Annotated in this window: 11 protein-coding genes and 1 riboswitch; of the genes, 6 read left to right on the top strand and 5 right to left on the bottom strand. The window is 28.2% G+C overall.

Annotated features, from left to right (window positions below; translation table 11 throughout):
• Positions 1-67: 67 nt before the first annotated feature.
• Complete coding sequence (locus tag BN1711_RS10505; RefSeq protein WP_050608107.1) at positions 68-925, bottom strand: ComEC/Rec2 family competence protein; 858 nt, start codon at positions 923-925, stop codon at positions 68-70.
• Positions 926-1082: 157 nt separating this feature from the next.
• Between BN1711_RS10505 and BN1711_RS10500 the strand changes: the two genes are divergently transcribed.
• The 6 genes from BN1711_RS10500 to BN1711_RS10475 all read left to right on the top strand — a co-directional run bounded on the left by BN1711_RS10500 (position 1083) and on the right by BN1711_RS10475 (position 9968).
• The gene (locus BN1711_RS10500; protein ID WP_050608106.1) at positions 1083-1805 is read left to right on the top strand and encodes a lysophospholipid acyltransferase family protein; all 723 of its coding nucleotides are present in this window, start codon (positions 1083-1085) and stop codon (positions 1803-1805) included.
• A gap of 425 nt (positions 1806-2230) precedes the next feature.
• Positions 2231-3595, top strand: coding sequence for a beta/alpha barrel domain-containing protein (locus BN1711_RS10495; RefSeq protein ID WP_129582158.1), 1365 nt, complete (start codon positions 2231-2233; stop codon positions 3593-3595).
• Positions 3596-3647: 52 nt separating this feature from the next.
• On the top strand, positions 3648-5567 hold the full coding sequence (locus tag BN1711_RS10490; RefSeq protein WP_050608104.1) for an aconitate hydratase: 1920 nt from the start codon (positions 3648-3650) through the stop codon (positions 5565-5567).
• Positions 5568-5710: 143 nt separating this feature from the next.
• Positions 5711-6715, top strand: coding sequence for an isocitrate/isopropylmalate dehydrogenase family protein (locus BN1711_RS10485; RefSeq protein ID WP_050608103.1), 1005 nt, complete (start codon positions 5711-5713; stop codon positions 6713-6715).
• A 149-nt stretch (positions 6716-6864) separates the two neighbouring features.
• Positions 6865-7635: an amino acid ABC transporter ATP-binding protein gene (locus tag BN1711_RS10480; protein ID WP_050608102.1), complete on the top strand. Its 771-nt coding sequence runs from the start codon at positions 6865-6867 to the stop codon at positions 7633-7635.
• Positions 7636-7754: 119 nt separating this feature from the next.
• Positions 7755-7928: riboswitch (Lysine riboswitch) on the top strand.
• 267 nt (positions 7929-8195) lie between these two features.
• The gene (locus tag BN1711_RS10475; protein WP_050608101.1) at positions 8196-9968 is read left to right on the top strand and encodes a Na+/H+ antiporter NhaC family protein; all 1773 of its coding nucleotides are present in this window, start codon (positions 8196-8198) and stop codon (positions 9966-9968) included.
• Between the two features lie 76 nt (positions 9969-10044).
• Here the strand turns inward: BN1711_RS10475 and BN1711_RS10470 are convergent, their stop codons facing one another.
• The 4 genes from BN1711_RS10470 to panB all read right to left on the bottom strand — a co-directional run bounded on the left by BN1711_RS10470 (position 10045) and on the right by panB (position 13031).
• Complete coding sequence (locus BN1711_RS10470; protein ID WP_050608100.1) at positions 10045-10257, bottom strand: DUF378 domain-containing protein; 213 nt, start codon at positions 10255-10257, stop codon at positions 10045-10047.
• An 81-nt stretch (positions 10258-10338) separates the two neighbouring features.
• Complete coding sequence (locus BN1711_RS10465; RefSeq protein WP_050608099.1) at positions 10339-11160, bottom strand: amino acid ABC transporter substrate-binding protein; 822 nt, start codon at positions 11158-11160, stop codon at positions 10339-10341.
• Positions 11161-11295: 135 nt separating this feature from the next.
• Positions 11296-12141 (bottom strand): pantoate--beta-alanine ligase, encoded by an 846-nt coding sequence (panC, locus tag BN1711_RS10460; protein WP_050608098.1) that lies wholly within the window; start codon positions 12139-12141, stop codon positions 11296-11298.
• Between the two features lie 62 nt (positions 12142-12203).
• A complete protein-coding gene (panB, locus tag BN1711_RS10455; RefSeq protein WP_050608097.1) occupies positions 12204-13031 on the bottom strand; it encodes a 3-methyl-2-oxobutanoate hydroxymethyltransferase in 828 nt (275 codons plus the stop codon).
• Between the last annotated feature and the right edge of the window lie 362 nt (positions 13032-13393).

Raw genomic sequence — 13393 nt, 5'->3', positions numbered from 1 at the left:
TTATTTTTTTATTTATATTATAAAAAGCTTTCGTAATATTCTACGAAAGCTTTTTAATATCATTAAGTTATTTACTTATATTCTTTCCATCAGAAGTTAGTATTATATCTCCATCGATATCTGTTCTATAAACTTGTATATTTCTTTTTTTCAATTCTTTTAACGTTTCTTTGTGGGGATGTCCATAATCATTATTTTTACCGCAACTAATTATTACTGTCTTAGGATTAGTTTTATCTAAAAATTCTTTTGAAGAAGAGGAATGGCTACCATGATGGCCTGCTTTTAATACATTACAAGAAATATCTATATGGTTACTTAACATTTCTTTTTCGCTTAGTTTTTCTGCATCTCCAGTAAATAAAAATTTAGAACTTCCATAAGTAATTTTGATAACAGCGGAATAATCGTTAGTTTTCTGATAGTTATCATTATTAGGGGCTACGAACTTTGCTTCCGCATTGTTACCTATATCTAAGGTTTTGCCTGCTTTAGCTACGTTTATTTTTAAATTTTTATTTTTCAGCTCGCTGATCATATCTTTAAAAATTTTTGTATTAGCAGTTTTTTTAGGTGCATAGAAATTATCTACTTCAAAATTCTTTAATACTGCTGGAATACCACCAATATGATCTTCGTGTGGATGAGTTGCTATTACATAATCCAGCTTTTTTATGTTTTGCTTTTTTAGATAAGATACTACTTTATCTGAACTTTTTCTAGTACCTGCGTCTATAAGTATATTTTTATCATTTAATTGAATTAATTCACTATCACCTTGTCCAACATCAATATAGTGAACAAGCATTTTATTATTACTATTTGAAGTAGATTCCTTTGAAACTGATGTATTGGCACAAGCAGTAAATGCAAAGGTTATTAATAGAACAAATAATATACTTATGTACTTTTTTAGTGTTTTCATTATTTCAACTCCTTTAAAATTGTTATTATGACTCATTATTATTTTACTATGATTATAGTTAAAGTAAAAGTGGATAAGTTTTTTCTATTATATTATAATAGAAAAAGTGAGTGTAAATTAAAATATACTACATAAATTTTAAAAGGGAGAGTTAAACATGAGGACTATTATTTTATATTTGAGTTTTGCAGTGTATATGCTTTTAACTTTTTTCAAAATGCTTAAGTTAAAATATTTAAAAAAGCATAGTGACGAAGAAAAAATTCAAAAGTATATAAACAAGATTGTAATAAATTGGGCAAACTTTACTTTGAGAACTGTAGGTATAAAAGTAAACAAGAAAGGATTGGAAAACATACCTGAGGGTACATGTTTATTTGTTGCAAATCATCAAGGATTATTAGATATACCTGTGGTTATATCTTCTTTAGGAAGACCTGTAGGTTTTGTAGCTAAAAAGGAAATGTTAAAGGCTAAAATATTAACTTATTGGATGAGACAAATAAAATGTGTATTTATAGATAGACAAAATGTTAGAGAGGCTATAAAAACAATAAACGAGGGAATTAAAAATCTGCAAGATGGCTATGATATGCTTATATTTCCTGAAGGAACTAGAAGTAGAGGAGAAAAACTAGGAAGCTTTAAAAAGGGTAGCATGAAATTAGCTATCAAGGCTAAGGTGCCAGTAGTACCTATAACTATAGATGGTACATATAAAGCAAGAGAAGCAAATAACGGATGGATAAAGCCTGCAGAAGTTAATTTTATTGTGGGTAAGCCAATATATGTAGAAAACCTATCAAGAGAGCAACAAGGTAATTTATCAGAGGAAGTTAGAAATATAATTCAAGATACTTTAGATGAAATAAGAAAATAATAAAGTTTAACTACCAAGTTCATTTATAAGAAGTGAATTTGGTAGTTTTTTTATAAAATTAATAAGTTTTTTTATTATTCATTTTATGTATTGCAAGTTAATATAAAGATGGATTAATTATCAGATTTTTTTATAAAAATATTAAAATGAATTAAATATAAAATAAACTTTCAAAAAATGAATAATTTTTCTTGAATAAAATAATAGAAGATGTTAAAATATGAAGTATAAATATAAGAAACATTACGTATAATCTTAATTATATGGCTAAAACCTTTTATAAATATTCATTATTTTTTTATCTTTTTACTATTAAAATATAATTAAAAAAATAAAAATGCAAGAAATGATTTAAAAAATTCATAGATGAATGAAAATAATGCAAAAAAGTATTTTCATATTAAAGAAATTATGGGGGGATTATGATGGATAAGAGTAATTATTTTTCATATGGACAGATTTTAAAAGATATAAATAGACCTAATTTATATAAGGATATATTTCCGTATACTGAACTTCCAAAAGTAACTTTTAATAATATTATGTTGCCTATGGACCTTCCAAAGGATATTTTTATTACGGATACTACTTTTAGAGATGGTCAGCAATCTATGCCACCGTATACTACGGAACAAATAGTAAAAATTTATGATTATCTTCATAATCTTGATAATAATTCAGGAATAATAAGACAAACAGAGTTTTTTTTATATTCTAAAAAGGATAGAGAAGCAGCTAGAATTTGTATGGAAAGGGGATACAAATTTCCAGAAGTTACTTCATGGATAAGAGCTAATAGAAAAGATTTTAGTCTTGTTAAGGAAATGGGAATAAAAGAAACAGGAATGCTTATGTCTTGTTCTGATTATCATATATTTAAAAAATTAAATATGACGAGAAAAGAAGCTATGGATATGTATATATCTTTAATTTATGAAGCATTAGAAAATGGCATAATTCCAAGATGTCACTTAGAGGATATAACAAGAGCTGATTTTCATGGATTTGTAGTTCCTTTTGTAAACAAGCTAATGGAAATTTCAAAACAAGCTAATGTTCCAATAAAGATAAGAGCTTGTGATACTTTAGGATTAGGAATACCTTATGTAGGAGCTTCACTTCCAAGAAGTGTTCAAGGTATTATATATGGTCTTAGAAATTGCTGTAATGTTCCTTCAGAAAGAATAGAATGGCACGGTCATAATGATTTTTATTCTGTGGTAAGTAATGCTACAACTGCTTGGCTGTATGGATGTTCATCTATAAATACTTCTCTTTTAGGAATTGGTGAAAGAACAGGGAACTGTCCATTAGAGGCTATGGTTATGGAATATGCTCAACTAAAAGGAAATGTTAAAAATATGAATTTGCATGTAATAACTGAAATAGCAGAGTATTTTAATAAAGAAATGAATTATAGTATACCTGCAAGAACTCCTTTTGTAGGAAGAGATTTTAATGTAACTAGAGCTGGTATTCATGCAGATGGAATCTTAAAAAATGAAGAAATTTATAATATATTTGACACTGATAAAGTATTAAATAGGCCAATAGTAGTAGCTGTTAACCAATATTCAGGATTAGCCGGAATAGCAGCTTGGATAAATACCTATTTTAAATTAAAAGGAGTTAATAAAATAGATAAAAAGGATAAAAGAATTATTCCTATAAAAGAATGGATAGATAATGAGTATAAGTATGGTAGAACAACTATCATAGGAAATAAAGAATTGGAATTTGTAGTAGAACAAATAATGCCTGAAATTTTAAAAACTGTAGTTAATTTATAAGTATTATTTTGAAACGAATTAGTAGAAATATTTTAGAATGGGGGAACTACAATTGGGATTAAATGTAGCAGAGAAAATAATAAAATCACATTTAGTTAAAGGAAACATGAAGGTAGGAGAAGAAATTGCACTTAAGATAGATCAAACTTTAACACAAGATTCTACAGGAACTATGGCTTATCTTCAACTTGAAGCTTTAGGGGTAGATAAAGTAAAAACCAAATGTTCAGTAGCGTATATAGATCATAATATACTTCAAACCGGTCCAGAAAATGCGGATGATCATTTATATATACAAACCATAGCAAAAAAATATGGAATTTATTTTTCAAAACCAGGTAATGGTATATGTCACCAAGTTAATTTAGAACGATTTAGCTCTCCAGGAAATACCTTATTAGGATCGGATAGCCATACTCCTACAGCGGGAGGTATAGGAATGCTAGCTATAGGAGCAGGAGGGTTAGATATTGCAGTTGCTATGGCAGGAGGAGAATATTATATAAACATGCCTAAGATAGTTAAAGTTAATTTAAAAGGTAAGTTAAGACATTGGGTTTCAGCTAAGGATATAATTTTAGAGATTTTAAGAAGACTTTCTGTTAAGGGTGGAGTAGGAAAAATATTTGAATATACAGGTGAAGGTGTAAAAAGTCTTTCAGTACCAGAAAGAGCAACTATAACTAATATGGGGGCAGAACTTGGAGCTACCACTTCCATTTTTCCTTCTGATGAAATTACTTTAAGTTTTCTAAAAGCTCAAGGAAGAGAGAAAGATTATAAGGAAATAATTGCGGATAAAGATGCTACTTATGATGAAGAAGTAGAAGTGGATTTAAATACATTAAAGCCATTGGCTGCATGTCCACATAGTCCAGATAAGGTAGTGCCAGTATCTGATTTAAAAGATATTAAGGTAAGCCAAGTAGCTATAGGAAGTTGTACTAATTCTTCTTATATAGATATGTTAAGAACAGCTAAAATATTAAAAGATAAAACTGTAAATGATAATGTATCTTTAGTTATAGCGCCAGGTTCTAAACAAGTTTTAAATATGTTAGCAGATGAAGGGGCGCTATCCTATTTAATAGGTTCTGGTGCTAGAATATTAGAATGTGGATGTGGTCCATGCATAGGTATGGGGCAATCACCTTCTACAGATGGGGTTTCTTTAAGAACTTTTAATAGAAATTTTAAGGGTCGTTCAGGGACAGCATCAGCTAAAGTTTATCTAGTAAGTCCTGAGGTGGCTGCTATATCAGCTTTAACTGGATATATAACAGATCCTACAGAATTTAATGATTTTCCAGAAGTGAAAATGCCTGAAAAGTTTTTAGTAAATGATAATTTAATAGTATCACCAGCAGAAGATAAAAGTGAAATTAAAATAGTTAGAGGACCTAATATAAAACCATTCCCTAAATCAAAAATGTTAGATGAAAAATTAGAAGGGAAGGTTTTAACTAAAGTTTATGATAATATTACTACAGATCATATAATGCCATCTAATGCTAAATTATTACCATATAGATCTAATATACCGTATTTATCTAAGTTTTGTTTAAGACCTTGTGATGAGAAGTTTTCTACAAAGGCTGAAAAATATAAGGGTGGATTTATAGTTGCAGGAACTAATTATGGGCAAGGTTCTAGTAGAGAACATGCTGCATTAGTACCACTTTATTTGGGGGTAAAAGCAGTAATTGCTAAATCTTTTGCCAGAATTCACAAATCTAATCTTATAAATAATGGAATAATACCTTTAGTATTTAAAAATGAAAATGATTATGAAGATATAGATGTATTAGACGATTTAAAAATAGAAAATTCTATAGAGGGAGTAAATAAGGGTATTATTAAAGTTAACAATATTACAAAACAAAAAGAATATGAGTTTTTATTAGAGGCTACCGAAAGACAAAAGCAAATGTTAATTGAAGGTGGATTATTAAATTTAATAAAAAACAGATAATAATTTATTATTTATAACTATATTTTTAATAAATAGATTTAAAAGAAAAATAATTTTAAAAAGTAATTAATTGAAATTAGTTTAGCGTATTTAGATTTTTCATATTTTAAATACAAAGTCAACTAAATATTGGAGGGTGAATTATGGCTTACAATATAACTTTAATACCAGGAGATGGAATAGGCCCTGAGGTAACTTATGCAGCTAAAAAAGTGTTAGATGCTTTAAATATAGATATAAATTGGGATATAAAAGAAGCAGGCGCAAGTGTAATAGATGAATATAACACTCCTCTTCCAGATAAGGTTTTAGATAGTATAAAGAAAAATAAAGTAGCACTAAAGGGTCCTGTAACTACACCAGTTGGTAGGGGATTTAGAAGTGTAAATGTTATGCTAAGGAAAAGTTTGAATTTATATGCTAATATAAGACCGATTAAAACTTATAAAGGGGTTACCTCTAAATATAAAGATATAAATTTAATTATTGTTAGAGAAAATACAGAGGATTTATATGCAGGAATAGAACATATGATAACTGATGATATAGCAGAAAGTGTAAAAATAATAAGCAGAAAAGCTAGTGATAGAATTGTAGAACATGCCTTTAACTTAGCAAGAAAAGATAAAAGAAATAAAATTACTGCAGTGCATAAGGCTAATATAATGAAAATATCTGATGGGTTATTTCTAAAATGTGCAAAAAAAGTAGCAAGTAAGTATAAAGACATAGAATTTGAAGATGTAATAGTGGATGCTATGGCTATGAAATTAGTGTTAAATCCTGAACAATATGATATTTTAGTTATGCCTAATCTATATGGCGATATTTTATCTGATATGGCAGCTGGATTAGTAGGGGGACTTGGATTAATTTCAGGAGCTAATATAGGAGAGGAAGTAGCAGTGTTTGAAGCTGCTCATGGAGCAGCACCAGATATTGCTGGAAAAAATAAAGCAAATCCAACAGCTTGTATATTAAGTGCAGCCATGATGTTGAAATATATTGGAGAAGATGAAAAAGGAATAAAAATAGAAAAAGCTATTGAGAAAGTTTTAGAAGAAGGAAAATGTTTGACAGAGGATTTGGGAGGAAATAGTTCTACAGAAGAATTTACAGAAGAAGTAATAAATAAACTTAGTATATAAAGTAGGTTGTAAATATAGATTTTCTTTTTAAGAAGAAAATCTTATTTTTTATTTAGGGTATTTTCAAAGGCAGAATTATATGTTAAAGTATAAATATGTTTTAATGTTTTATCGTGTTAAAGTGATAAAGGGGATTGGAGGGTTTTATTATGGAAAATATAGCAGTTAATACTGATTATATGAAAAGTAATAAAGTTATAATGGAAACAAAAAATATTACTAAAAAATTTAAAAAATTAACTGTTTTTAATGATTTAAATATAAAAGTAAAAAAAGGTGAGGTACTAGTTATAATAGGGCCTTCGGGGTCAGGTAAAAGTACATTTTTAAGGTGCTTAAATGGACTAGAAGAAATACAAGAAGGAAGTATTGAAATTAATGGTGAAAAATTAAATATAAAAAATAAAAAAAGCATGAAAAGATTATCCTATAAAATGGGTATGGTTTTTCAAAATTTTAATTTATTTCCCCATAAGACTGTACTTCAAAATATAATTTTAGCTCCTCTAATTTCTAAAAAAGAAGATAAACATGAAGTTTTAAAAAGGGCTAGATGTTTATTAAAAAAAGTAGGATTAGAAGATAAAGAAGATTTTTATCCAAATAAGTTGTCAGGTGGACAAAAACAAAGGGTAGCCATAGCAAGATCACTTGCTATGAATCCAGATATAATGCTATTTGATGAACCCACATCTGCTTTAGACCCTGAACTTGTAGGGGAAGTTCTATCTGTTATGAAAGAATTAGCTAAAGAGGGAATGACAATGATTGTAGTAACTCATGAAATGAGTTTTGCAAAGGAAGTAGCTAATAGAGTTATTTTTATGGATAATGGAAAAATAATAGAGGAAGGAAAACCTAATGAAATTTTTAATTTTCCCAAGGAGAAAAGAACTAAAGAGTTTCTAAAAAAAATATAAATAATCTTATAAATGATATAAAAGAGATGTTTTAAGGTTACTATGAATAATTAGAAAAATTTTGTAATGAAGGCTTGACTATATATTAAGTTAATATTATAATAAATTAAAAGTGAATAAATAAGGATAGAGGTGCAATATTAAATAGTACTCTTACAGAGGTAAGCACTATGAAGTAAGAGAAAAGGTAATATTGCCGAAGTGTACAGTTAAGGCTTTAAGATTGTATGCTGGGACTACATAGAATATATGTAGGACTGTCACAAATTATTTTGTGGAGAGCTATCATTCAAAGGTATCTATGTTTGTATTGTAATTCTAGATGTTTGCAATATTAATTTATTAAGTTTATTTGCCTTGAGTGAAAAAGCACTCAAGGCTTTTATTTTTAATTTAAACCTTGTAAGCTTACAAAATGGATTTTTATAAAATATTTATTATCTTAGCTAAGAAAATTAATATTATACCTTTGATAGTTGATGATGGTTTTCCTCCCCTTATTCACTAAAATTTTAAGTCTTAAAGACTTATAAATTTATTAAAATAGAGGAGGATAAAAAATGATAAATAAAAAGAGAACAATTCTAACTTTAACTTTATGTTGCATATTTGTTTTATTAATTTCAAACGGAGTAATGGCAGCAGACATTGATGCTAAAGCAATAGCACAAAATGCTAGCAGATTAGGTATTTGGACACTTCTACCACCAGTAATAGCTATAGTATTAGCATTCATAACTAAGAATGTAGTTATATCTTTGACTATAGGTGTATTTTCTGGATCTTTTCTACTACAATTAAGAGGGACTAATATATTTGGAGCAATTTTCAATGCGTTTTTAGATTTAGTAAATAGAATACTAACTTCTCTTGCAGATCCATGGAATGCGGGAATTATACTTCAGTGTATGACCATTGGTGGACTTATTGCTGTAATTTCAAAGATGGGCGGAGCTAAGGCTATAGCAGAATCTTTAGCTAAAAAGGCTAAAACTCCAAGAAGTACTCAAATTATAACTTGGTTTTTAGGAATACTAGTATTCTTTGACGATTATGCAAATTCACTTATAGTAGGACCTATAATGAGACCAGTTTCAGATAAAATGAAGATATCTAGAGAAAAGTTATCTTTTATAATAGATGCCACAGCAGCACCTATTGCAGGAATAGCTGTTATATCTACTTGGGTAGGATATGAAATAAGTTTAATAAAAGATGCTTATGCCAGTATAGGCGAAAATATAAATGCCTATGGATTATTCTTACAAACTATACCTTATAGATTCTATAATATTTTAATATTAATGTTTGTTGTATTTCTAGCATTATTTGCTAGAGATTTTGGACCTATGTTAAAAGCAGAAAGAAGAGCTAGAACTACAGGAAAACTTTTATCAGATACAGCTAATCCAATGGTATCCGATGAAACTACAGAACTTGAGCCAAAGGAAGGCATAAAGTTAAACATATGGAATGCTATAATACCTATATCTATATTAATATTGGGTGCTTTTGTAGGATTTTATTATAATGGTTATCAAGCTATAATGGGTGGCAAGGATAAGGCATTAATACAATTACTTCAAAATTCCCCATCATCATTTGAAGCTATTAGAGAGGCATTTAGTGCTTCAGATGCCAGTGTAGTTTTATTCCAATCTGCATTACTTGCAAGCATTGTAGCTATAATAATGGGAGTGTGTCAAAAGGCATTTAAGGTTTCTCAGGCTATAGATACTTGGGTAACTGGTATGAAATCATTAATAATAACAGGAGTTATATTACTTTTAGCATGGTCTTTAAGTGCGGTTATAAAAGAACTTGGAACTGCTACATTTTTAGTATCTATTTTATCAAACTCTATACCAAAGTTCTTATTACCAAGTATTATATTTATTTTTGGAGCTATAATATCTTTTGCTACAGGAACATCTTATGGAACTATGGGAATATTGATGCCTCTTACTATTCCATTAGCTCATGCGATATCACCAGAATATAGTTATGTAGTTATGTGTGCAAGTGCTGTATTAACAGGAGCTATATTTGGCGATCACTGTTCTCCAATATCAGATACTACAATACTATCTTCTATGGGAGCAGCGTGTGATCACTTAGATCATACTTCAACTCAAATGGTGTATTCTTTAACTATAGCATTTTGTTCAATAGTATTTGGATATATACCTGTAGGAATGGGTATTCCTGTTTATATGGTATTGCCCTTATCAATAATATTGGTAGGTTGCATTGTTAGATTTGTAGGAAAACCAAATGATATTATAGAAAATGAAAATTCAACTTCTCAATTAGGAGAAAAAGTTAGTGTTTAATTAAAATAAAAATGATTATCAGAAACCTATAATGAGGTATATCTGATAATCATTTTATTTTTTAAATTAGTTTTAGTTACTCTTCTTCACCATTAGATTCTCTATCTCTTCCGAAGAAAGAAATTGCATATAAACCAGCTATACCCACAAGAGCATATATAACTCTTGAAAATGCAGATAAATTTCCGAATAAAGCTGCAATTAAATCAAATCTAAAGAATCCTATAAGACCCCAGTTTATAGCTCCTATAACTACTAATACAAGTGCAATAATATCTAATGTTTTCATAACTTACATCTCCTTCATTAAATTTTCTAATATTAGTATTTACAAAATTTAATAAAATATAAGTTATAAGAACATTTTATTTTATTGTTTTGTTTTATTTGTTGTTATATCTTCACCAATCCATTTATTTGAAAGCTTTTTTAAGGTACCATCTTTTCTCATGTCGTTAATAGATTTATCTACTTTTTCACGTAAGGTATCTCCTTTTTTAGTTTTAGCAAAAGGAAAGGCTATAGGAGCATAATCTATAGGTTGTCCAACTAATTTTAAATCTAAATTAGATTTTTTTATAGAGATTAAAGCTTCTATATCTTGAGCAAACACAGAATCTATTCTTCCAAGATTTAAGTCTGTATAATTACCTTTTAGGGTAGCACTAGTATAGTTTACTATTTTAATTTTATTTTCTGGATCCTGTTTTTTTACTATGTCATTGGCTACAGAACCTATTCCTATACCAACGGTTTTTCCATTTAAATCATTTAAAGTATTTATTGAATTATTATTACTTTTAACTACAAGTTGCATACCGCTGTATTCGTAAGGTACAGAAAAATTATATTTTTCTTTTCTTTTATCTGTAATAGAAATTTGAGCGGAAACTGTGTCTACTTTATCTGAATCTAATAATCCGAATAAACCACTAAAATCTGCACACTCATATTTAATTTTGGCACCAGTTCTTTTGCTAATTTCGTTCCATAAATCAATTTCAAAACCTTTTAATTTATCATTTTCTTTAAATATAAAAGGATAATATCCTGGGGATATAGCTACTCTTATAATATCCTCTTTTTTTTCTACAGTTTTACTAGAGTTATTTTTATTAGTACATCCCATTAATGAAATTACAAATAATATAGTTACAACTAATAGGAAACAATGTTTTTTGTTCTTTAACATATCATACCTCCATATTTTGTTATTATATAAAAAATATATTCTTAACACGCCATAAGTATATTAAAAATAGGTAATTTTGTCTAATTTTAATATTTTATGTTTAAATATAGCGGTATAATAAAAATAAATAGATATTTAAATTTCAAAAGTAAAATTATCTATAAGTCTAGTGTTACCAACATATACAGCTATAGCTATTAATATGTTAGAATCAATATTTTCTACAGATTGAAGGTTTAGGCTATCTACAATTTCTACATAATCTATCTTTGCTAAAGGTTCTTTTTCTATTGTTTCTATTATTAAATTTTTTATTTTAGAGGGATTTCTTTCTTCGCTTTTTAATAAATTTAAAGCAGTTTTTAAGCTTTTATTTAAAACCAAGGCAGCTGTTCTTTCTTCTTTATTTAAATAAGAATTTCTAGAACTTTTAGCTAAGCCATCAATTTCTCTTACTATAGGGCAGCCTACAATTTCTACGTTGAAATTTAAATCTTTAACCATTTTTTTTATTACAGCTAATTGTTGGGCATCTTTTTCACCAAAGTAAGCTTTATTTGGAGTTATTATATTAAAAAATTTTGTAAGAACTGTACATACACCTTGAAAATGACCAGGCCTTCTTGCACCACATAAGTTATTTGTTAGTAAACTCACATTTACATGAGTATATGTTTTATTAGGATACATTTCAGAAGGTTCTGGATTAAAAACTAAATCTGCACCAATACTATCACATAGAGCAGAATCTTTATTTAAATCTCTAGGATAAGAGGCATAATCTTCATTTGGTCCGAATTGAATTGGATTTACAAAAATAGATACAATAACTTTATCATTTTCCTCTCTAGCTTTTTTTATAAGAGATGCATGTCCCTCATGTAAATAACCCATAGTAGGAACATAACCTATAGATAAATCATCTTTTTTCCATTTATTTATTATATTTTTTACTTCTTTAATAGTATGCATTACTTTCATAATATAAGCTGATAAAATTCAGCTTTTCACCATCCTCTCATAAATTCTATTTTAAAAATTTTTTAGTATAATTTTTCTATTATTTCATCATCTATTTTAAAAGAGTGTTCTTTCTCTGGAAAATTTTCACTTTTAACTTCATTTATATAGTTTTTCACACCTGAATTTATAGCAGAACCTACGTCACCAAAGGATTTTACAAATTTAGGTTTAAAATCAGAAAACATAGATAACATATCATGATAAACTAAAATTTGACCATCACAATACTTACCAGCACCTATTCCTATGGTTGGTATAGATATAGATTCGCTTATAATTTTTGATAGTTTTTCAGGAATACATTCAAGCACTATAGAAAAAGCACCTGCATCTTCTAGTTTTTTTGCATCTTCTATTAATTCTTTTGCTTTATCTAGCTCTTTTCCTTGAACTTTAAAACCACCAAACATGTTTACAGATTGAGGAGTTAATCCTATATGTCCCATTACAGGAATTTGAGCTTTTACTATGGCTTTAACTTGATCTATTACAGTAGCGCCACCTTCTAGCTTAACTGCAGAGGCTTGGGCTTCTTTTATAAAACGACCTGCATTAACTACTGCATCATAAGTAGAGGTTTGATATGACATAAAGGGCATATCACCAACTACTAATGAGTTAATAGCACCTCTTGCAACGGCTTTTGTATGGTGAATCATATCTTCCATGGTTACACTTAAAGTATTTTCATAACCTAAGCAAACCATACCCAAAGAGTCACCAACTAAAATGCCATTTATTTTGCAAGAGTCTATAAGTTTTGCCATAGAATAGTCATAAGCTGTGAGCATAGTTATTTTCTCATCTTTGTTCTTGAGTTCTTGAAAAGTTTTGACTGAGTTTTTCATATAATTTGACCCTCCCTAAAATATTTCTAAACCTATAAATTTTAAATTAATAGGGTGGGTAGAATTAGAATGCAACTGAATTGTTATAAATTATATAAAAATGATATGAAAAAATATCCCAAATATATTTGGGCAAAAAATGTTATTAATATAACTGTCCCATTCCTATAGATATGAGCAGTATGGGTAAAAAATAAAAACAATTCGGTGCAGTTCCGTATGGATACTACCCAACAATATATTAACATGTATACATTTTAATCACAATATTATCTTTATTTTATAATTAATAATATATTAGAACTTAAAGAATGTCATAGATACTAGATTAGAATAATTTTAATATTAAGGTGTTAGTAATG

Source organism: Clostridium niameyense, from assembly GCF_001243045.1.
GTDB classification, from domain to species: Bacteria; Bacillota; Clostridia; order Clostridiales; family Clostridiaceae; genus Clostridium_F; species Clostridium_F niameyense.
Note: the sequence above shows the minus strand (reverse complement) of the source record. Positions and strands in the feature narration are given on the sequence as shown.